Origin of the sequence: Hahella sp. NBU794 (assembly GCF_050749805.1) — a bacterium.
Classification (GTDB): Bacteria; Pseudomonadota; Gammaproteobacteria; order Pseudomonadales; family Oleiphilaceae; genus Hahella.
Window position 1 is genome coordinate 4,897,354 of the sequence record NZ_CP192738.1, and the last position, 21,586, is coordinate 4,918,939.

Sequence of the window (21,586 nt, forward strand, 5' to 3'; positions counted from 1 at the left end):
ATCAACGCCCCTGCTTTTTCAGAGTTAATACCGACAGCACAGTAACCACCGGAATAAAGGCGGCGAGAATCAGGAAGTAACGGTACAGATCCGCAAACTCCAACGCCTTGGTGAAGGTTCCCCGACTGATAATCAGAAAGTAAGTAGTCGGATACAGGCTGCCGATCCAGGCGCCAGCCCCTTCCAGGGAGGACACCGGATCTGTCATACCGGAAAACTGCACCGCGGGAACCAGTGTGGCCAGCGCCGTCCCCGCCAACGCGGCAATCTGGGTCCGGGTAAACGAAGACACCAGCAATCCCAGCCCTGTCGTTGCGGTGACATACAACAGCGCCGCGACGCTTAACGCAGCGAAGCTGCCTTTGATGGGCACATCGAAGAAAAAAACAGACTGCGCCACCAGCAACAAAAAGCTGATCATACTGACAAGAATGTATGGCGCCTGCTTGCCCAGCAGAAACTCCAACCGCGTCACGGGCGTGACATACAGATTGACGATGGAGCCCAGCTCCTTCTCCCGCACCACCGCCAGCGCCATCAAGATGGCGGGGATGAAAATCAGCAGCATGGGTATCACCGCAGGAACCATGGCGTAGATGCTGCGGAAATCCTGGTTGTATCGATAACGCATTTCCAGATTGACCGGAGACAACGCTGGCGCCGAACCCCATGAACGTATGGCGAGATCGCCAAGATAAGCGTAGTGGGCGGCGGACAAATATCCTTTGATCGTCTCGCCCCGGAACGGCATGGCGCCATCCAGCCATACCGCCACGCCTGTGGCCCTTCCCCGGCGCAGATCACGCCCATATCCTGACGGGATTTCCACTACAAAGCTGAGTTCGCCGCTGCGCATGCGACGGTCCACATCCTCGTAGGTAGACGCCTGCGGCTGCTGAATGAAATAGCGCGATCCCGCCAGATACTGAATGTAGTCACGGCTTTCCGGCGTTTGATCTTGATCGTAGACGGCGAACGCCAGATCCTCTACATCCAGACTGACGCCATATCCCAACACAAACATCAAGATAACCGATCCCAACAACGCAAACGTCAGGCGAATCGGATCGCGCAAAAACTCCAGCGACTCCCGATGTGCATAGGCCAGCATTCGACGCATATTGAAACCTCGCGCCATGTGCGGTTTGGGACGCTCAGGCGATGGATTTACATCCGAAGGAAGTTCATCGCCAGCGTCGCCATCAGCGTCCTGACCCTCGCTGGCGGCTTCAGTCAAACAACTGACGAACGCCTCTTCAAAATTCTCTGCTTGCCGTTGCGCCACAATGTTCTGAGGCGTGTCACAGGCCAATACTTTACCGGCGTGCATCAACGACACGCGGTCACAGCGCTCGCCTTCATTCATAAAGTGGGTGGATATAAAGATGGTCACCCCATCCTGGCGGGAAAGCTGAATAAGATGCTCCCAGAACCGATCCCTCGCCACCGGGTCCACGCCGGAGGTGGGCTCATCCAGAATAAGAATTTTTGGCTTGTGGACGACAGCCACCGCCAGCGAAAGACGCTGCCGAATCCCCAGAGGCAGAGATTCCGCAAATTCATTTTCATAGGCCTGTAGATCAAACCCGCTCAACAGCTCCTGAGTTCGCGTTTCCGACTGGCTGGCGTCCAGTCCAAATATGCGCGCGTGCAGCATAAGGTTTTGGCGCACGGTCAACTCAGCGTAGAGTGAAAACGACTGCGACATGTACCCCACGTTTCTCTTCGCAGACAGGTCGTTCGACGCCATTTCGGCGCCAAACAATCGCACGGCGCCAGTGGTGGGTGGAGACAACCCGGTCAGCATCTTCATCGTGGTGGTTTTACCGCAGCCGTTAGAGCCGATAAAACCGAAGATTTCTCCCTGACGAATACTGAAACTCACATGATCTACCGCCGTGAAATCGCCAAAGCGTTTAACCAGCCCTTCCGCTTCAATGGCGGGGGTTGACGAGCGCTCTCGCCAGGGGGAAATCGTCAGCTCACGATGCCCTTTGCGGATTTCTTCCGGCAGCAAACGAATAAACGCCTCATCAAGATTTCCCGCCCCGGTTCGCGTCTTCAACTCCTGTGGCGTTCCCGTCGCCAGAATTCGGCCCTTATCCATCGCCACCAGCCAGTCAAAGCGTTCCGCTTCATCCATGTAGGCCGTGGATACCAGCACGCTCATGCGACCAGCATCGCCCCGCAGCTCATCAATCAACCGCCAGAACTGGCGACGGGACAATGGATCGACGCCGGTGGTCGGCTCATCCAGAATCAGCAGGTCCGGGTCATGAATCAGGGCGCAGCACAACCCCAGCTTCTGCTTCATGCCGCCGGAAAGCTTACCCGCCGGCCGCTCGCGAAACCGGCTCAAACCAGTGCGGCGCAACAAGGTATTGATGCGCTGATGACGCTCCCTCTTATCCAGACCAAACAGGCGGCCAAAGAAGTCCACGTTCTCGAAAACAGAGAGCGAGAAGTACAGGTTTTTCCCCAGCCCTTGCGGCATATAAGCGATGCGGGGCGACAGTTCATCGCGCACATTATCGTCGCCGATGTCGCCGCCCAATACGCTCACCGAGCCGCACTGAATACGCGCGGCCCCGGATATCAGGTTCAACAGACTGGACTTGCCGACGCCATCGGGACCAATGATCCCGGCGATGACGCCAGCGGGAATACTCAGGCTCAGCGTTTGAAGCGCGAGAAGGTCGCCGTATCGATGTTCGAGCCCATTGATTTCGATGACCGGCGCCGCCGGGTTCACTGCAGCCTCACTTGCAGATCTTCCGGCCATTCAGCAGCGTCTTCCAGTTTCACAAAAGCCACGCCGGTGACCCCGGTTTTGACTTTTTCCTGATGCGCTTTCAGCAAGTCAGGATCAATTTTCACTTTCACCCGGAACATCAGTTTCTCACGCTCCGTCTGCGTCTCCACCTGCTTGGGCGTGAATTGCGCCCGGGGCGCCACATAAGAAACCCTGGCGGGAATACGCAAGTCCGGCAAGGCGTCGACTACTACTCGCGCATCCGCGCCTACTGACAACACGCCAGCCTGATAGGTAGGGAGAAAAATCGTCATGTAGACGTCGGTCAGGTCCAACAAGGCCACCACCTTGCCGCCGGAGCCCAGCACCTCTCCCGGCTCCGCCAGTCGATAGAGCACCCGGGCGTCGATCGGCGCTTTCAACTCGGATTCGGCGATATTGGCGTGCAGGCGCTCAATGGCCGCTTGCGCGGCTTCAATCGCCGCCTGAGCTTCCACCACCTTGATGCGGGCGGCTTTGAGTGCGGCTTCAGCACGTAGCTTGGAGGTCTTGTCCAGGTCCAGCTTCTCTGCGGAGACGTGGCCTTTCTGACTCAACTGAGTAGAGCGAGTCAGCTCCTTTTCCGCAAAGCTCAACTCACTTTCATACTGATCCACCACCGCTTCCGCGTATTTGGCGGATTCCTGCACCTGACGCAGCGTAGCCTGGGCCTGACGCAACTCCGCCTGCAGATCATCCACATTGATGCGCGCCAGCACCTGGCCGGCTTTCACCATTTCTCCCTCTTCCACCAGAACTTCCTCCACCCGTCCCGGCAACTTGGTGGCGACATCAATTTCCTGCGCTTCCAGACGCCCATTTCCCCGGGCGATGGAGTCCGGTAGACTGTCCGGCTGGTAGGCCATGTAGGCGAATCCGGCCGCCGCCAGCAATAGCGCCGGAGCCAGAAACCTGATCCACTTTTTTTGCGATTCGCGCTGCAATTCGCTGTTCATTTCTCCTCCTCCCTCGTACAAATTCGAAAACGAAAGGAACAATAAAGAAAAATGATCGCGACAACGCTGACGAGCGTCAAATCCGATTCGCAAAGGCGCTTAGTTATCAGAAACTTAACGAACGGCGGCGCCTGTCCGCCATCCCGGAGACTTGGACATGATCAGACATTTTGTATTCGTGAAGTTTAAAGACAGCCTATCCAAGGCGGATGTGGCGGAAATGGTCGAGCGTTTCGCCAGAATGGCGGAGGAAATGGACGAAGTCGCCGCGTTCGAATACGGCCCCAACAATAGTCCAGAGGGACTGACCAAAGGCCTGGAGCATTGCTTCAATCTGTCCTTCGCCACCCTTGCGGACCGCGACGCTTATCTTCCTCACCCCAAGCATGAAGCGTTCAAAGAAGTTTTCGTTCCGACCATCGCCGATGTCATGGTGTTCGATTACGAAGTAGCGGAATAAAGCCTTAAAAATCCCGAGACCAGCCAGGAGATTTCCCCAGGGTTCGTCTCGGGAATATGGTTAACCCATTACTTAGCCTGCCCTTTCCCTGAGCCTTGCGCTTTCTCCAGCGTCTCCTGATCGACAATTTCCCGTAATTGCTGAATAAATGGGTCTATATTCGCGTACTTTTTGCCGTATTCCAGGTTGAACGCGTAATCGAAATCCTGAGGGTTTTTCCCCTGGTTGTGCTGCAGGATGGTTTCCATCTTATCCAGGGCTTTGGCGACTTTAGCCTCAATGGATTGCACTTGGTCATAATCATCCCACAGCGCCAGAATTTCCTGCTGCTGAGCCTCGGGCAGCGGCGTCAGTAACTGCTGCAGATCTTTGCGTTCCTGAATGGACTTATCGACATCCGGAGACTGTTCCGTCGCAGGAATGTCTCCGCTGATGGCCTCTCCAAGATCGTGAATAAGGCATATTTTTAGCAGCTTGGCGAAATCCAGCTCCGGCAGCGCCTTTTCAAACACCATCGCCATCAGGCAGAGGCGCCAGGTGTGTTCCGCAGTGCTCTCTTTACGGCCCGCAGAAGTCCAGGCGGAGCGGATGACGTTCTTAAGCTGCTCCGCCCCTCTTAAAAATTCCAATATTCCATGAATGTCGGATTGCAGCATTCGTCTTCTCCTTTTGCTGTGAGTACTTCAAATGTCAGCGGCTGCGCCAGTCGAGATGTAGCAGACAATCAGAAAGACGCGGTTTGTCTGCTAAATGAATGGCTTAGTTGTCGCAGTCCAGCTCGACCGGTTTCCAGGATGGCGGCGTCTGCATGGTATCCGGATAGCCGCCGTTGGAATTACGAATCGCCGAGTAATATTGTCCCTTATAGCTCACCAAATCGGAGACATAGTAGGACTGCGCAAAGTTCCAGGGTTTGATGTCAGCGCATTTCGGTCCATCGGACTCAGGCTCAGGGCTCAACAGATTTTTTATCTGCGAAATCAGACTCTCTTTCTCCCGCCAGTCGTCTGAGCCGACATCTTCCACTTGCGCTTCAACAGGCTGCTCGACCACCGACGCTTCCGTCACTGTCGATGCGCCGCCCTCAATCCCGCCATCGGCTTCGCCATGCTCATCAACGTCCGCAACAGCCGCTTGCGCATCGATAGGATGTGTATTTTCAGAAGGGGTCGTCGGATGACCTGGCTCCAGCTTCTTGGCGGACTCGCCATCACTGGCTTCCAGGATGGCTTCACAAGGCGGCAGATCCAGTTTCTCCCAGGTAAACCCGATACCTGGCTGCATTCCTGAATGGCGCATACGAGATCGATACCAGACGCCATCATAGAAAGTCAGGTCGCCAGCTTCATAGTTCTTGCTGGAAAACCACTTAATGACGTCGCTATCGCAAGAGATCATATTGTCTTCCGCCGCCGCCAGGGAGGAAATTAAGGCGAGCGCCATAGCGGCGCTCCGAATCGTTTTTGCAGTTTTCATAAACGCCTTAAAATCTGGAGCGTAGAACGAGATGGCATTCAAGCCCGTTCCACGCTGAGCTTTATTGATACTGAATGATTGGCCACATCATACAGAAAAAGCGGCGACAAAGACCTCCTACCTCTGAGCCCAATGCAAAAATATTTCCTACTAATCAAAAACTAACTAGAATGCCGCTCCCGGCTAAACGCCGTTAAGCTCAATTCTTACGCCCGCTCGGATATCAGGCGCCTTCTTTCGTGCACTCATCGCCATTGTACGTATTCAGAGGTCAGTTTCCTCGAGGGATAGTTTTACACAGGAGTATTACATTGATGCAGAATAGATTCTCAATTATCAAAGTCAGCTCAGCCGTTTTAATAGCCTCTAGTGCTTTGTTGGTAACAGCCTGTGGGGGCGGCGGCGGTGTTAGCGGAGTCGCGTCAAACGGTGGTGGCGGTAACTCTGATTCACCAAAAGCGCTGGAGATTACAGAATCCAACGCACAGAAACTGGCTAGCGTTGCAGTCAGGCTGGAAGCGCTGATACCAGATTCCAGCACCTATAATTCCGGAGTCGATAAGTGTCCAACCTCCGGCCAACTTAAAGCTGAAACGCAAAAGACTTACAACACTGCGACCGGCAAGACAGATATAGCTGGGAAGATAACAGCCACCAGCTGCCACTTAGACAGCAAAGTCGGTATTAACGGCACTCTCAATATAACGGGCTCATCATATCAAAATGCCGTGGATGTGCTTCTTACCGGCCAACTCAATATGGAATTCTCTGGCGTTACGAAAACATTGAGCGCTTCTGACATAAAGCTACTCGTCAATGACGATAAATTGAAAACCTCATCTAATTTCAGCCTGACATTAAGCGGATCAATGATGAAGAGCTCTTACGTTAAAGTGCAAACCAGCACCAATATTGAAACCGGTAACAACTCTGATAATCCAAGCGTTGGAGTGATACGGATTACAGGAGATAAAAATAGCTTGGTGGTTGTAGAGTATGACTCTTCGGAAAAGGGAGTCTATATCAGCGTCAATGGAGGCCCCACGGATTTTTTGAGGTGGAGCCAGCTTAATAGTGTAAGCCTGACATCAATCAATTAACTGGGTTCGCCGTCAGGGGTTCGCCTGACGGCTTTTTATTTCCTGAAAACCCCTGCCACTCGGAACGCCACCCGCGCCGTCTTACCCGCCTGATCCATAACGGACACAACATGCGGGCCGTTAGTCAACGAAGCCAACGACCATTCCTGACCGGGTTCTACTGAACCGAGCCATACGCCGTCCAGAAACCAGTGGTTTTCTCCTTGGGCGCCGTCCGCTTTTAGCTTAACTTCCGGCAGTTCGCCTTCGCCGGGAAGCGGGGTTAGTGTGGAGCCTGGGCGAATGCCCTCCATCGCCAGGACGCCGATCGCCTGGTCTGCTTCCGCGCCACAGGCTGGGTGTATTGGCGGCAGGAGCTTATCCCTTTGCCGACGCCTGGGCAGCCATGGCTCCAGGGACGCAGGCCAGAGAGTCACTTGCGTTTGGGTCACTTTCGGTTCAGTACAATGGGGCGTTATTCGATATTGCCCGGAAGCATCCAGGCTCACCGCGACAGACAGAGATTCCCCGAGGGATTGAAATGGGTCACGCAGGGTTGGCGGGGCAGCCTCATCCAACAACCAGGCATGGTGTATTTGCTGACAGGCGTCGCTTGACTGCAATTGTTGTTGCGTTCCCAGGGGCCAGCATATCGGAGCCTGTCGGACATTCGCTGGCTGTGGAGAGGGTTGCAATGATTCCACTGGCATCAGATGCAGCAATCGATCCAGCAGAGGCACCGCTGAAAAGCGGCCCGTATTATGGGGCAATGCAGTGCCATCGGGCCTGCCGACCCACACGGCTACGGTCACCGCTTCAGTGGAAGCCAGCGCCCAGGCGTCGCGAAATCCAAAGCTGGTGCCGGTTTTATAGGCGATCTTCGGCATCCAGGCCCGGCTTTGCCGGTACAGATTGTTGCTGCGTTCCAACGGCATGCGCAATGCATTTTGAATAATCCAGGCTGCGCCAGTGGAGAGCAGTCGGCGCTCCGTTATAGGATCATCAGGCTGCAGCCGCAGACGCCCGGCCATTCCTTGTCGCCCCAATGCAGCATAAGCGCCAGCAAGCTCTTCCAAGGTCGCTCCCGAGCCGCCTAACGCCAGTGACAAATTAGGACGCGCCCCCGCCGGCAAACGCAAAGGCGTTCCCGCGTTGGCGAGTCTTGCGTAAAACAACTCCGGCCCCAGGGCGTCCAGCACCTGAACTGCCGGAACATTCAGCGAGCGACGTAGCGCTTCACTGACGCCGACAGGGCCGGAAAATCCGGTATCGAAGTTCAAAGGACGATAGCCTGCGAACGCAAGTGGCGCGTCCGTCAGCAAAGACTCCGAGTGAATCAGCCCTTCATCAATGGCCATGCCATATAAAAACGGTTTCAGCGTGCTTCCAGGGGAGCGCACCGCCTGAACCATGTCCACGTGCCCCGCTCTTTCCTCCGAGCCGAACTCCGCGGTTCCCACATACGCGCGCACCGCCAGCGTCGCGTTATCCACCACCAACACCGCTGCTGAAGTCTGCTCCGGGAACTGGCGGATATAATCCGCCACCAGTCCTTGCGCAGCAGTCTGTTGCGCGCTGTCGATATTGGTTTGAATCAGCGCTTGTTCTGGAAACGCCTGACTGAGTCGCCGCGCCAATAATGGCGCCAGCATGGGATGGGGATTAAAAAACGCGCTCACCGGCTCCTGCAACGCCTCGCGGGTTTCCTGCTGCGTCCATAACTCAAATGTACGCATGCGCTGGATAACCTTGTCGCGAGCCTGACGCGCGCGCTCTGGAAAGCGGTCCGGCCGCAATGCGGAAGGCCGCTGCGGCAACACCGCCAATAACGCCGCTTCGGCATGGGTCAGTTGCGCAGCGGGTTTGCCCAGATAGGTATAACTCGCCGCCTGAACGCCTTCCACAGCGCCGCCAAATGGCGCGTAGTTAAGATACAGCGTGAGGATTTCCTCTTTGCTGAAATGCGCCTCCAACTGCAGCGCCCGAAACATCTGATATAACTTGCCCGGCAATGTCCGTGAATGCGGATGCAGGACTCGCGCAACCTGCATGGTCAACGTGGAGCCGCCAGACACCGTTTCACGATGATAGATCCACTGTCCAAAAGCGCGAATCAACGCCAGCGGATTAACGCCAGGGTGATAGTAAAACCAGCGATCTTCGTATGACATTAAGGCCTGCAGGTAACGTGGCGACACCTGCTCCGGCGTCACCGGATAACGCCACACGCCGTCCTGATCCGGAAACGCCCGAAGCGGCTGCCCCCTGGCGTCCACTACCACCTGGGCGAAGCGACGCCCCTGTTCCTGAGGCGCCTGCAAGGGAAACAAGGCGTCGGCGGCGACAAACACGACAATCCAGAACACCAGGGCGCAACCCAACGCCATCAGCAGCTGAAGAGCGCTCTTGCGCCGCCCTCTTCCACTTTTCCGTACAGATTGCGCCCTACCCATCATTGCGCGGAGCGCTCCTTGATGGTCACTTTTCCTGGCGTATTGCTGATCGCCCGATAGTACGGGCGATACATATCCTCCACAACCGTGGGAGGAATCACGTACTCACCCGGCGACACCGCGCGCGCCAAATAAAAGATCACGGAAGTGCTGTAAGCGTCCAGAGGGACTGCGGCGACATAACGGTCATCGCGGTATTCCTGATGCAACACTCTGGTATCCGCCACCCAGTCTCTGACCATCTTATTGCGCACCACCACTTCATCGAAGCGCGTGGCGTTAGCCAGATTCTGGTTTTCCAGCTCCAGACCCGCCGGCAGCAGATCCACCAGCAATGCGTCCGGCAGGTAACGATGGCCTTGCGTACGCACTTGCAGCATCACCAACACGAAGTCGCCGCTTTCCAGCTTCTTCACGTTGAGGGGCTGACCGTTCAGGTCGAAGAACTCCCGTTCGACTTCGATTCCGTCGAAGGTCTGTTTCGGCGCCTGCGTCGGATAACCTTGCGCCTTGAAGGTGACGAACAGCGGGAAGTCGTTCATGTTGCTCAGTTGCGTATCGCCGGGCCAGGAACCTTTACTCCAGGTGTTGATCCATTGTTGCGTCTGCTCCAGCACCTCGCTTTCGCCATTTAACGCCAGAGAGGCTTTCCATTTAGCGCCAGCTTTAGTGTTCAAAGCCAGGGACAGGCGATACAGGGCCATTTGCTCCTGGGTGGACAACCAGAGCCGGTCACGCAGTTCATCCCGCAACGGATAGATCAGATCCCAGGGCTGCTTGGCGACGGCGCTGTCCAGAGATAGCAACAGCGTCCAGGCGAGATCGCGCACTGGTGAACCGTAATCACCGGCATAGTAACGTCCGAATTCGCCCCAATGCAGCGCCTTGTACCAGGCTTCCTGCGCGCGTCGCGCGTCGCCCAGTTTCTCCAGCGCCAGCGCCAGTTGCGCCAGCGGTAAGGGCGATTTGGCCCATTTGCTGTAGTTATCGTACAGGGTGCGAACGTCCGCCAGCTTGGCTTGCTGCACCGACGCCAACACCAATGCGGCGTAGGCGCGATAAGCCAGGTGGTAATGATCGCGGGCTTCGCTGTAGTAGCTGTTCTCAGTGCTCAGGCGACCTTGCGTGGTCAGATAGGTGCGCAGACGTCCCAACGCGTTATCGAGCAGCCCCTGATCCACGTTATAGCCGCGCTGTTTCGCAGCCAGCAGCAGATCCGTGGCGTAAACGCTCAGCCAGTGATATTCATCGCTGTCGTTGCCCCATAGCCCAAAGCTGCCATCGTAACGCTGCATGCCGGAGATGCGTCCCAGGCCTTTCTCAACCCACTGATCGCGCTCTTGGGCGAGCTGCTTGCCGCTGCTGCGGTCGTACTTGAACAAGTCCTGCTCCGTCGCCAGCAGCAACGGCCATACCCGGCTGGAAGTCTGTTCCAGACACCCATAGGGGTATTGAATCAGATACTTCATGTATTCGTTGGAATCCAGCGGCGGCACAGGGCCGACTGACAGCTGCGTTTCCAGCGACGAACTCAGGGCCATATCAATCAACGGGTCGGTCAGCGACATGGCTGCGCCGGACTCCAATACATGGCTTTGCACGTTCAATTGCGCCGGATAAGGCGGACGCAGGCCGAGCTTCCATTCACGCTGAATATTGATCGCCGGCTCCAGGCCATCCGTCGACGTGACGCTCAACGACAGTTTGCCCACGCCTTCAGCATCCATCGCCTCCAGAGGCAAGCGCACCCATTCGCGGCCTTTGCCCGCCAGGGTTATTTCCGTGGCGAATTCGCCGCTACCCAGAGGGTTGTCAGCGCTGACTTTGACACTCAGTTTACGTTGTTCCGGCAACAGGTTTTGCAGATCCCAGAGCGCTTCGGTTTTGTCGCCAAACGCCAGGAAACGCGGCAAGTTGACTTCCGCCACAACCGGCGCGGCGATAGTCATCGGTTTTTCCGCAGAACCGCTGCGCGCGTCGTCAAACGCCACTGCCATCAAACGCACTTCGCCATTGAAGTAAGGCAGTTGCAGTTCTATGGTTCCCTTCCCTTCCGCATCCAGCGCCACTTTGCCTGAATAGAGAGAGACAATCTGCACATCGCTGACGGGGGCATCGCCGCCACGGGACATTTCATCCGCGTCGCCGCCGAAACGTTGTCTGGCGCGGTCCGCGCTGCTCATTTCGATCAGACTGGAATAGGTATCGCGAATTTCCGCAGAGTAACTGCGCGGGCTGAAGAACCAGGCGAATGGGTCAGGCGTTTTGAAGCGGGTCAGGCTGAGGACGCCGGTATCCACCGCCGCCAGAGTCACCGCCACAGTCTTGGATGCAGTGGCGCCCGGCTGCACCTGAATCTGCACCGCAACCTTGCTCTCTGGCTCAACGCGCTCCGGCGCTTTCAGTTCGATCTGCATTTTTCTGGCTTCGCGGTCCAAAGGCAGATGACGCATACCCCAGGCGCGACGCGGCATTTCCATGGCGGACTGTTTTCCAGGACGCAGCACCAGCGCTGTCGCGAACATATCGTGACGCGTCCAGACATCCTTAACTGGCACATTAATTTCCGCTTTGCCGTCTTTGACGTCCACAGCGCCACGCCACAGCAACTCGTTCGCTTCAACCGTGACGATAGCGCGCCCGTCAAACGGCGCCTGCAACGTCAGCTTGGCGGTGTCGCCTCCCAGATAGGCGTTTTTGTCCCAGCGCAGCTCCACCTGCTCAGGGCGCGGGCCTTTGCCGCCTCTCTCGCCATCCCAGGTCCAGCCTGCAAAGAACTTATAGGCATTAAGCAGATTCTGCTGCTTGTCGCGCAGCTCCAGACGATAGTTGCCGTACTCCACCGGTACGGACACCGTCAAACGTTGACCCGGCTCGATTTTCAGCACGCGATTGTAGACTGGCTGGTTACGCTCCGTGGTCTCGTAGTCCCACCCGTCATCACTCCAGCGCCAGTAATAGGCGGAATCTTCCCGAACCAGGGTGGCGTCCAGGTATTCCATGCCCAGTAATTCATCCGCCTGATTAATATGAATCAGCTCAAATGCCGCACTGGTTTCAGGGTCGGCGATGTCGCCATCCCACAAAGGCCGCACGCCGACCAGGCTCTCGCTGGGCCACAAAGACTGTTGCCATTGTCTGGCGACGGGGCGACCGCCGGACTCAAACACGCTGACATTAGCGCGCACCCGCACAGGCATAGTCGCATCAGACCAATGGTTGGGGAGCTCCAGGGAGTAATGACCTTCTTCGTCCAAGTCTACAGGCGGTAAAGACAGCGTTTCTTTCAGCGCATCGTTATCTTCGCCGAAGATAAAGTCGGAAAAGGTTTCAGAGACAGTACGCGCCGGCGCAATCTGCAAGGTGGTTTCCGCACGATTGCCGGACGCAGGCGCTCCCCAAAGGTATTCCGCCTGCAACTGCAGATTGATGGTATCGGTCGTGCTGTAGTTTTCCGCATCCGGTTTGATTTCCAAACGCATACGTTCAGGCAGGAAGTCCTCCACCTGCAGGCGATACAGGAAGTAGTCGCCATTGCCCAGGGTGGCCTTGAAGAACCAATCGCCTGTCAGAGTGTTTTCGGGCAAAGAGAACGTAGTGGTATAGAAGCTTTGCTCATCACCCTGCCAGGTGAACGAGGTATGCACGCGTCCGTCGGGACGGGTCAACTCCGCCTGAATCGGCATGGCGGTAACCTTGCGGCCATCATGGTCGCGCAACAAGGCGTTGATATGCACGGTCTCGCCGGGACGATAGAGATCGCGCGGGCTATACAAAAATAGCTCCAGCGGGTTTTGCTTGCGACTCGGCAGTTTGAACTCAGTCAAATCCATTGCCGGTTGGTTCAACCGCACCAGCGCCAGTTGCTTGTCCGTGCGCGCAATCGCCAGCACCGCAGAGGTTTCAGCGCCTTCGAAAGTAGCCACGCCATCGGAGTCGGTCTTGGCGTTTCTCAGCATTTTGCCTTGCTGATTGATCAACTCAATGCTGACGCCGCTGCGAGGCTTGGCGTCAGCCAGTCCGTTCACCCACGCCAGCATCTGATTTTGATAGGTGCGCACCTGTAAGCCGATGTCGCTGACAGTGAACCAGGTCGTGACATATTCATAAGGGTAATGCCCCGCGCCTTTCATAATGGCGACAAAGATGCCCGGTTGCTTGAGAGGTTCCACAGAAGAAAGATCGATCAGGCGGCGTTTGCGTTTGTTCACATCGATATTGAGGTCGAAGCGACCGCCGTACACCAGTTCGCCCCAGGAGCGTAGTTGCTCCAGCTCGTAGTAGCTGCGACCCAGGTAGCCGCCGACGAAGTCAGTCATTTTATCGTCGCTGATGCGCCAGATATCCATATCGACGGCGTCGATATTCAGCGCTTCGATTTCCAGGCCGTCGGTCAGTTCCGGCGACAATTGCGCGCCGCGACTGATAAAACGCACGCTAGGGTCTAGACGACGCGTGGTGATCTCCTGACTCGCGCCCTCTTCCAGCATACGTCCGGTGATGGCTGACAGGCCTTGCGATACGGTGACCTTATAACGCTTTTCCGGCTCAACAAAAGGAAAGAAGGCCGTTGTGCCGACGGGGTTGAGAATCCAGTCGCCGGCGACAGGCTGATTCTGCTCATCCGCTACGGTCAGATAACGACCCAGCATCGTGTCCTGATCCAAAGGCGCAGAGAAGGTGACAGAGAGTGCGGGACCATCGTCCCAGGGCTGCTCGCCGATACGTAGAATTTTGAACGGCGTTTGCGCGTATTCTTTCTTCAGCGTTTCTCGGTCCACTTTAACCGGCGGTTTTTTAGCTTCGGATTGCGGAGCCGGAATGACGGGTCTTTTCTCAGCAGCGGCCGGCTGCGACTGTGCGGTCTTACCGCCCTCGTCATTACCGGACTCGCCGGAGCAGCCGACCATCAACACCAATAGTAAGCCCCATGCCCAGCGGGTTAGAACTTCTCTCATACACTGTCCTTTAGAAGAGGTTAGTCGTAGCGATTTTTGATAAGCGTTTTTTTGAAGGATATCGCCGCACTCTGCCACCGCCTGATACCAGACGATCAATATCAGCGTAACAAAGGTTTAGGGAATTTTGCGGGCGAATTATGGCGAAAAATGGCAATAAGGGAAGCGGATTCTTGCGACAGGCCAACACGCTAAGCCTGCAGGGCTTGCGCCGAGCCGCTCAGCGCCAGGATACGTAGTTCCACCTGTCTATGAGATTGAGCGGCCGCTTCCCTGCGGCCAAGCGGAGTCTGAACGATCAGTCGTCCAATGTATAAGCGGTTTTCTCTAAGGTGTTTTCCGCGCCTTCGATATAGGTAAAGGCGTTCCAGGCTACTCTGACCACATCATTGTTATTCAGACGGCGTCTGCCGCTGACTTTTTCGTCATTAACGAAGGTGCCGTTCGTGCTGCCTTTATCGGATATAAAGACATCCAGCACACCTTCCATATATTGGTTTTGCTCCACCTCAATCAACGCATGTTTACCGCTGACGGCGATGTCATTGATCTGGATATCACAGTTGGGATGCCTGCCGATCACGATTTCCGGCTTCTCCAGAAGAAACTTATTCGCCACCACATCATCAATCAGTTGCGCTAGCATGGGCATACTCACATTTACCTCACTTCTTGCGGTCCTTCCGCTGAACATAATCCTGTTTATCACTTCTTTTCTCTGCGGCGCATCACATCAAGCGTCGATGGCTACACCGCTCACTTCGACCATTAATACGGAGACGTTATCTTCGGCGCCCTTGTTCAAGGTGGCCGCGATCAGACTGTCGACGCGCTCTTCCTGCGGACGCACGCCGCTGGCCAGCTCGCCGATCACGCCCTGAGGCAGCATGTTGAACAAACCGTCGGAACACAGCAGGAGGCGCTCTCCCTCTTTGAGACTGACATTGATGCAACTGAACAGCAGGTCTTCCTGGCACCCCAGAGCTTTGGTCAGCATATTGCGGTACGGCACATGCGGGGCGTCCTGTTCCGTAATGGAACCGTCATCCAGCATTTGCTGCACCACGCTGTCGTCCCGGGTGAGCTGTCGCAGTTCCCCGGATTGCGACACTAAGTAGCAGCGCGAATCTCCGGCGTGGACCACGCAAGCCTCGCCATCATAAGAAAACGCCGCCACCAGCGTGGTTCCCATGCCGGACAAGGCCTCGTTCAGCCTGCGTTCGACGCACACCGCCTCGTTGGCGGCTTCCGCCGCATCCAGTAATCGTTCACGGATCAGGTATTCGGATAATTCGACATTGCGCCACATCAGATCGATGGCGCATTCAATAAAGGCTTCGACTGCAATGCGACTGGCTTCGGCGCCCCCCGCGTGACCGCCCATACCATCCGCCAACACCGCCAGCGCTCTTCTTCCATCGGTGGAAACGCGCCACCCAATATAATCTTCATTCGCCCGACGGACACAGCCCACATGGCTCTGCCCACTTACTTTATATGTCAGCATAAGGCGGTTTTTCCAAACTCGTTCATGCAACATCTCCTTAGTTGTTCCGCCATCTCGCCTGCATTGGCATATCGCTTGGCAGGGTCCTTTTGCAACGCCTTATTGGTAATTCGAACAGCGCTTGCGGGAAGCTCCGGCCTCAGTTCTCTGACGCTGCGGTGCTTTTTGTTCAGAATCTGCTGAGTCAGTTCAGGTAGAGAATCCGCGTTGAACGGCGGCTCCCCCGTCAGCAACTGATAAAATGTCACACCCAGGCTGAATATGTCCGAGACCCCGTTCACTTTGCCGCCTTTCAACTGCTCCGGCGACATATACAACGGACTGCCCAGCATCTGCCCTGTGCGGGTTTTCGACTTGTCGGAGATCCGCGCAATGCCGAAATCAGTTACTTTAACCTGTTGGTTATCCGGGTTGAAGATGATATTTGCGGGTTTGATGTCACGGTGCACGATATTTTTCTGATGGGCGTATTCCAGAGCCTCCGCCACTTTCGCCATCAGCATGTATACCACTTCCACAGGCAGCAGCCGACCCGGTTTGGCGTAGGCGTTGAGACTCTTGCCCTGGATATAGTCCATGGCGATAAAGGCAAGATCGGCTTCTTCGCCGACATCATAAACCGTCACGATGTTGGGATGGTCCAATCTGCCCGCCGCTTCGGCCTCACGGAAGAAACGCGCTTTGAGATCAGCCAGGCGATGGGAATCGAATTGCCTGTAATTCAGTGTTTTAACCGCAACCTGACGGGAGATTTTAGGATCGCGCCCCAGATACACCACGCCCATGGCGCCGCGTCCCAGTTCCCGCACGATTTCATAGCGCCCCAACACCGGACGGGATATGTCCGCCGGCGTAGCCAGCGTTTGTGTCGCCGCCCATTCGGTGTCTCCCGCCTGCTGCATGGTTTCGAATTTCGCCAGTTTCTTCGCCCGTTCCGCCGCATCGCGGAATTTGGGATTGGCGGCGGCAATGGACAAGTAGGTATTGGCGGCGGCGTCATACTGACGCTTTTTTTCCTGCTGGACGGCCACGTCGTACACAATGGCGCAGGCGTCTTCTCTGGATAGACACGGACGCAACGTCGTGAGCGTTTCTTCCAACATGCCTTGTTTCAGCTGCATTTTACCCAGACGTAAACTGACATCCTGGCGCGCTTCACGCAACGCTTCGATTCGCTTTTGCTGTTTCAGCCAGAACGCCATCACCAAATAGCCCGCCACCAGGAACTGGATCGATACTCCCAGCGGCAGCCATCTTGATTGCGCTACCTGCATACCGATCTGTATGACAGCGAGGGAAACCACAAACACAGCAACGGTAAAAAAACCCGCCGGCCACGTCATTCGAGGCAATGCGGCCACCAACAACAACATGCAGATCAAAATGAGCGCTTTCTCGGCCAGGAAAAACCAGGGCGGCGTCTCCAGTCCGGGCGCTACACGAAAAGCATTGGTCTCAATCTGGCTGGCGGCGTCCCACTTCGCCGGAGCCAGATAGGGGTCTAAAAAGAATACGGGGGACGGCGCCAGTCCCGGCATCAGCCTTTGCGCCAGAGGCACATCATCTGCCGGCTTGATGGGAGTGTTCTTGTTGACGCTCCAGGCGGCGTTATATAACCAGGTATCCAGAGAAGGAAGATGACGGGCCAGTTGTGGCGCGACCACAATAAGACAAGCAGCCGCAATGACCACTGTACGTAAGCTGTATGCGCGCGCCAGCAATCGGCGCACATTGTTGAAAACCGAATGACGCTTCGCCGCCACGCTGAGTATCCCTGCTTTAATTCTGATGAAAAAGGCGATCAGCCGATCATGCAGAGATTAACGGACACTTAGAGAAACTTATAGATAAATTAGTTTAAGTTTCGTTACATATTGTTGTGTTACGACACGACTAACGAAGAGCTGCTCCGGTTAGAAGCAGCTCTTGTCGCTCAATGAAGGAATTAAGCCAGCTGGAAAGGATACAGCGAGCCTAATTGCAGCAGTTGCGTCAGTTCATCCAACGCCGTGCGGCATTCAGTCAGCAGCTGCGGATCAGCCAGGTCCTGCTGGGAGATGCGGTCACGGTAGTGCTTGTCCACCCAGGCATTAAGAGTGTCGAACAGTTCCTCCGACATCATCACCTGGGGGTGCACCGCCGCCAGCTCCGCTTCATTCAACGCCACACGCAAGCGTAAACATGCGGGGCCGCCGCCGTTTTTCATGCTTTGCTTCAGATCGAAAACTTCGACGCGCTTGATGGGGCCGCCGCGAGTAACCAGATCATCCAGATAGGCTTTGACGTTGGGATTGTCGCGGCACTCATGAGGCACCACCAGCATCATGTCGTCGTCATTCAGACTCAACAATTGGCTGTTGAACAGGTAGCTGGACACCGCGTCCGCTACGGACACTTCGCTGTCGGAAACCTTGACGGCCTTCAGCAGACAGCCTTGCAGTTTCGCTTCCAGCTCGGTCAGCATTTGCGACGTATTCAAAAACGCTTGCTCGTGGTAGAACAGCACATTGCGGTTACCTACCGCAATAACGTCATTGTGAAACACGCCCTGATCGATGACCGCCGGGTTTTGTTGCGCGTACACCACCGACGAATCGGCCAGACCGTGCAAACGCGCCACCGCCTGACAGGCTTCCAGGGTCTGCCGCGCAGGATACTTCATCGGGCGCGGCGCGTTCTCGTCGAAAGCCACGCGTCCGTATACAAACAGCTCCACGCCCTTGTCTTCATAGTTTTTGCAGAAGCGGGTGTGGTTGGCCGCGCCTTCGTCACCGAACTGACTGGTAGGCGGCAGCGCCTTGTGATGGGCAAAGTGCTGCTCATTATTGAAAATGCCCTGCAGAATACGGGTCGTCGTCGGATGCTCAATCGAACGATGGAACTTCGCGTTCAGGTTCGCTGCGGTGAAATGCACCCGACCGTCGGTGGTGTCGGCGCTCGGCGAAACGGTCGCCGCGTTCGCCGTCCACATGCAGGAGGCGGAAGCGACGGCGCCCAGAAACACCGGGGCCTGATGCGCCGCTTGCAGCAGCACTTCCCGATCTGATCCGGTAAAGCCCAGACGACGCAGCGTCGCGATGTCCGGACGCTCCTGCGGCAGCAACACGCCCTGCTTGAAGCCCATGTCGTGCAGCGCCTTCATCTTGCGCAGCCCTTGCTTGGCGGCTTCCTTGGGATTGGACACATCGCGAATATTGGTTTCTGAGGCCACGTTGCCGTAGGAAAGCCCGCTATAGTTGTGAGTCGGCCCTACCAGCCCGTCAAAATTGACTTCAAATGCCTTCATCGTCTATCCGCCTCTTCTACTCGTTTAAATTCGTTGCTGTTATGCATGCCATAAAACTTATAAGGACATGCCCGGCGATAACTGCCCAGGCGCCTGCGCCTGATCCGCTTCCAGAGACGCCACCGGATACGCGCAGTAGTCCGCCGCATAGTAGGCGCTGGGACGGTGATTGCCGCTGGCGCCCACACCGCCGAAGGGCGCGGCGCTGCTGGCGCCGGTCAGAGGCTTGTTCCAGTTGACGATGCCTGCGCGCACTTCCAGCCAGAAGCGGTCGTACAGTTCGCGCGAGTCGCTGATCAAGCCCGCCGCCAGACCAAATCCAGTCTTGTTGGCCAATTCCAGGGCATGATCGAAATCGCGGTAGCGCAATACTTGCAGCATGGGTCCGAAGTGTTCTTCGTCCGGCAGTGCCTGCACATCGGTGACGTCGATAACGCCTGGGCTCAACAGGCTCGCGTTTTCCTCCAGGCTGCGCATCTCCAGCAGAATGCGTCCGCCCTCCGCAGCCAGCTTGCTCTGCGCGGCCAGCATCTGATCCCGCGCACGCAGGGAAATCACTCCGCCCATAAAAGGCTGAGGGTCCGCGTCATAGCGTCCTACCTGCAAATTGGCCGCCGCTGCGACCAGCTCATCCAGAAACGCCTTTCCTTCCGCCGTATCCGGAACCAGCAGACGACGCGCGCAGGTACAACGCTGGCCCGCCGAAACAAATGCCGAGAACAGCGTATGATGCACAGCGCCTTTCAAGTCATAAGGAGGAGCAATGATCAATGGGTTATTGCCGCCCATTTCCAGCGCCAGGATTTTCTCGGGGCGACCGCCGAACTGGCGGTGCAGGCTGTGTCCGGTCGGAGAACTGCCGGTAAACAGCAAACCGTCTATGTCCTCGCTGGCGGCCAGGGCCACGCCGGTTTCCCGCGCGCCTTGCACCAGGTTCAACACGCCTTCCGGCAAGCCGGCTTTCGCCCAGATACGCACGGTTTCTTCTGCGAACCACGGGGTCAACTCGCTTGGCTTGAAGACGATCGTATTGCCGGCAATCAGCGCGGGCACGATGTGACCGTTGGGCAAATGACCTGGGAAGTTATAGGGGCCAAAAACCGCCAACACGCCGTGGGGGCGATGTTTCAACACCGCATGTCCTGCCGCCACGTCCTGCTCGGTGACGCCGGTGCGCTCATTAAACGCCTGAACGGAAATACCTACTTTGGCGATCATGCTGGCGACTTCGGTGCGCGCCTCCCACAGAGGTTTGCTGGTCTCTTTGCCGATCACTTCAGCAAGACGTTCTTTGTCTTCTTCCAGCAAGGCTGCGAAGCGCTTGACGATATCGATACGCTTGGCGACATCCAGACGTCCCCAGCTGCGAAACGCCTGACGCGCCGCCTGCACAGCCTGCGCAACCACCTCATCGGAGGCCGCCGCGCCTTTCCACAGACAATCCTGGGTCACTGGGTCCAGGGACTCGAACACTACGCCGCCGCCGGCTAACCAGCTGCCGTTTATAAATGCGCTTTCACGTACAGTCATGCATCGCTCCTCTTCGCTTTCAACGCAACCACCCGTACAGTGTCGCCTGCGCCCAATTGCAAATGATCCATCAGATCATGATTGAGGGAGACGGTGTCGGATTTGATCTGGTCGCTGTCGAGCAGTCCCACCCTGAAGTTGGAGAAGGACCGGTTGGAAATCATATAGGGTTCGGCAATCTCGTCGATGCCGGTTTTCTGTACCGGCATGACGAAGCGTTTGGCGCTGTCGCGCACGCTGCGAATGCCATGGACAAAGGACTCCACCAGCGGGCCGGCGTCAAAAATGTCCACCAGACCGTTGAAGTTGAAGCCTTCGCTTTCCAGCATGGCCAGCGCCGGTCTGGTGTGCTCATGCACCTGACCGATCACATCGCGGGCCTCCTGGCTGAAAAACGGGACATAAATCGGATACTTGGGCATCAGTTCAGCGATAAACGCCTTATTGCCGATGCCGGACAAGTAGTCCGCCTGAGAAAACTCCAGACTGAAAAACTTGCGGCCCAGGTCTTCCCAGAACGGAGATTCGCCCTGTGCGTTGGTGTAGCCGCGCATTTCCGCAAAAATCTTGTTACTGAAACGCTCGGAGAAGTCCGCCAGAAACAGGAAGCGGCACTTCGACAACAGCTGGCCGTTAAAGCTGTTGCGATATTTTTCATGCAGGAACAACGTGCAGATTTCACTGCAGTTGGTCATATCGTTGGTGAGGTACAGGGTTGGCGTCTGTTTGTGAATGCCCAGTTCTTTGGAGGCGTTCACCGTGGTGGAGACCCGATAGTTGTACCACACTTCATCCAGGCCAACCCGCGCCTTGATCGCGCTGACGCCCACGATGGTTCCGGCCTCAGTGTCCTCAAGCCCGAACATGTAATACGCATGTTCCTGCTCGATGCGCTCAGAAAAAGAGCGCTCCGATTCTTCAATTCTCTGTGACAACAGTTCGCGGTTGGCGGGCAGCGTCGTTACGCCAATGCCTGCGCTTTTCGCCAGTTCGTATACCGCATCCAAATCTTTGCTGCTAATGGGACGAATAATCATCATGTTGAAATCCTCTTGCTCCGGCCCTGTCTTATACTTCGCTTAAAGTGTTA

General features: G+C 56.2%; 14 protein-coding genes. 2 read left to right on the top strand and 12 right to left on the bottom strand.

From position 1 onward, the window contains the following. Nucleotide 1: 1 nt before the first annotated feature. Together rbbA and ACQYWX_RS21395 are read right to left on the bottom strand one after the other, a co-directional pair. On the bottom strand, nt 2-2,782 hold the full coding sequence (rbbA, locus tag ACQYWX_RS21390) for a ribosome-associated ATPase/putative transporter RbbA (RefSeq protein ID WP_431686285.1): 2,781 nt from the start codon (nt 2,780-2,782) through the stop codon (nt 2-4). After that, nucleotides 2,749-3,747: an HlyD family secretion protein gene (locus ACQYWX_RS21395; protein WP_253938484.1), complete on the bottom strand. Its 999-nt coding sequence runs from the start codon at nt 3,745-3,747 to the stop codon at nt 2,749-2,751. The genes rbbA and ACQYWX_RS21395 overlap by 34 nt, the downstream gene beginning before the upstream one ends. Before the next feature lie 157 nt (nt 3,748-3,904). On the opposite strand from ACQYWX_RS21395, the gene ACQYWX_RS21400 reads away from it, so the two are divergent. Continuing rightward, nucleotides 3,905-4,207 (top strand): Dabb family protein, encoded by a 303-nt coding sequence (locus ACQYWX_RS21400; RefSeq protein ID WP_431686286.1) that lies wholly within the window; start codon nt 3,905-3,907, stop codon nt 4,205-4,207. A gap of 68 nt (nt 4,208-4,275) precedes the next feature. Here the strand turns inward: ACQYWX_RS21400 and ACQYWX_RS21405 are convergent, their stop codons facing one another. Further along, nucleotides 4,276-4,863, bottom strand: coding sequence for an HD domain-containing protein (locus ACQYWX_RS21405; RefSeq protein ID WP_279507899.1), 588 nt, complete (start codon nt 4,861-4,863; stop codon nt 4,276-4,278). 103 nt (nt 4,864-4,966) lie between these two features. Continuing rightward, nucleotides 4,967-5,650 carry a hypothetical protein gene (locus tag ACQYWX_RS21410; RefSeq protein WP_431686287.1) on the bottom strand — a complete coding sequence of 228 codons (684 nt, stop codon included), beginning with the start codon at nt 5,648-5,650 and terminating at the stop codon, nt 4,967-4,969. 347 nt (nt 5,651-5,997) lie between these two features. Between ACQYWX_RS21410 and ACQYWX_RS21415 the strand changes: the two genes are divergently transcribed. Beyond that, nucleotides 5,998-6,783: a hypothetical protein gene (locus tag ACQYWX_RS21415; RefSeq protein ID WP_431686288.1), complete on the top strand. Its 786-nt coding sequence runs from the start codon at nt 5,998-6,000 to the stop codon at nt 6,781-6,783. A 35-nt stretch (nt 6,784-6,818) separates the two neighbouring features. On the opposite strand, the gene pbpC is transcribed toward ACQYWX_RS21415, so the two are convergent. The 8 genes from pbpC to astA all read right to left on the bottom strand — a co-directional run bounded on the left by pbpC (nt 6,819) and on the right by astA (nt 21,536). Then, entirely contained in the window at nt 6,819-9,218 is a 2,400-nt protein-coding gene (gene pbpC / locus ACQYWX_RS21420) for a penicillin-binding protein 1C (RefSeq protein ID WP_431686289.1), read from the bottom strand. Continuing rightward, on the bottom strand, nt 9,215-14,173 hold the full coding sequence (locus tag ACQYWX_RS21425; protein ID WP_431686290.1) for an alpha-2-macroglobulin family protein: 4,959 nt from the start codon (nt 14,171-14,173) through the stop codon (nt 9,215-9,217). Before ACQYWX_RS21425 ends, pbpC begins: the two co-directional genes overlap by 4 nt. Nucleotides 14,174-14,471: 298 nt before the next feature. Then, on the bottom strand, nt 14,472-14,825 hold the full coding sequence (locus tag ACQYWX_RS21430) for an FHA domain-containing protein (protein WP_216738273.1): 354 nt from the start codon (nt 14,823-14,825) through the stop codon (nt 14,472-14,474). An 81-nt stretch (nt 14,826-14,906) separates the two neighbouring features. After that, nucleotides 14,907-15,680: a PP2C family protein-serine/threonine phosphatase gene (locus tag ACQYWX_RS21435; RefSeq protein ID WP_216738272.1), complete on the bottom strand. Its 774-nt coding sequence runs from the start codon at nt 15,678-15,680 to the stop codon at nt 14,907-14,909. Next, nucleotides 15,674-17,443, bottom strand: a complete 1,770-nt coding sequence (locus ACQYWX_RS21440) for a serine/threonine-protein kinase (protein ID WP_431686291.1) — start codon at nt 17,441-17,443, stop codon at nt 15,674-15,676. The genes ACQYWX_RS21435 and ACQYWX_RS21440 overlap by 7 nt, the downstream gene beginning before the upstream one ends. 182 nt (nt 17,444-17,625) lie before the next feature. Next, nucleotides 17,626-18,966 (bottom strand): N-succinylarginine dihydrolase, encoded by a 1,341-nt coding sequence (gene astB, locus ACQYWX_RS21445; RefSeq protein WP_216738270.1) that lies wholly within the window; start codon nt 18,964-18,966, stop codon nt 17,626-17,628. 57 nt (nt 18,967-19,023) lie between these two features. Further along, on the bottom strand, nt 19,024-20,496 hold the full coding sequence (gene astD / locus ACQYWX_RS21450; protein ID WP_431686292.1) for a succinylglutamate-semialdehyde dehydrogenase: 1,473 nt from the start codon (nt 20,494-20,496) through the stop codon (nt 19,024-19,026). Continuing rightward, complete coding sequence (astA, locus tag ACQYWX_RS21455) at nt 20,493-21,536, bottom strand: arginine N-succinyltransferase (protein WP_431686293.1); 1,044 nt, start codon at nt 21,534-21,536, stop codon at nt 20,493-20,495. Before astA ends, astD begins: the two co-directional genes overlap by 4 nt. Nucleotides 21,537-21,586 lie beyond the last annotated feature (50 nt).

Bases quoted from the DNA above. Each gene is read 5' to 3' on its own strand.
- rbbA (WP_431686285.1), bottom strand. From the start codon at position 2,782: ATGGCCGGAAGATCTGCAAGTGAGGCTGCAGTGAACCCGGCGGCGCCG.
- ACQYWX_RS21395 (WP_253938484.1), bottom strand. From the start codon at position 3,747: ATGAACAGCGAATTGCAGCGCGAATCGCAAAAAAAGTGGATCAGGTTT.
- ACQYWX_RS21400 (WP_431686286.1), top strand. From the start codon at position 3,905: ATGATCAGACATTTTGTATTCGTGAAGTTTAAAGACAGCCTATCCAAG.
- ACQYWX_RS21405 (WP_279507899.1), bottom strand. From the start codon at position 4,863: ATGCTGCAATCCGACATTCATGGAATATTGGAATTTTTAAGAGGGGCG.
- ACQYWX_RS21410 (WP_431686287.1), bottom strand. From the start codon at position 5,650: ATGGCGCTCGCCTTAATTTCCTCCCTGGCGGCGGCGGAAGACAATATG.
- ACQYWX_RS21415 (WP_431686288.1), top strand. From the start codon at position 5,998: ATGCAGAATAGATTCTCAATTATCAAAGTCAGCTCAGCCGTTTTAATA.
- pbpC (WP_431686289.1), bottom strand. From the start codon at position 9,218: ATGATGGGTAGGGCGCAATCTGTACGGAAAAGTGGAAGAGGGCGGCGC.
- ACQYWX_RS21425 (WP_431686290.1), bottom strand. From the start codon at position 14,173: ATGAGAGAAGTTCTAACCCGCTGGGCATGGGGCTTACTATTGGTGTTG.
- ACQYWX_RS21430 (WP_216738273.1), bottom strand. From the start codon at position 14,825: ATGCCCATGCTAGCGCAACTGATTGATGATGTGGTGGCGAATAAGTTT.
- ACQYWX_RS21435 (WP_216738272.1), bottom strand. From the start codon at position 15,680: ATGCTGACATATAAAGTAAGTGGGCAGAGCCATGTGGGCTGTGTCCGT.
- astB (WP_216738270.1), bottom strand. From the start codon at position 18,966: ATGAAGGCATTTGAAGTCAATTTTGACGGGCTGGTAGGGCCGACTCAC.
- astD (WP_431686292.1), bottom strand. From the start codon at position 20,496: ATGACTGTACGTGAAAGCGCATTTATAAACGGCAGCTGGTTAGCCGGC.
- astA (WP_431686293.1), bottom strand. From the start codon at position 21,536: ATGATGATTATTCGTCCCATTAGCAGCAAAGATTTGGATGCGGTATAC.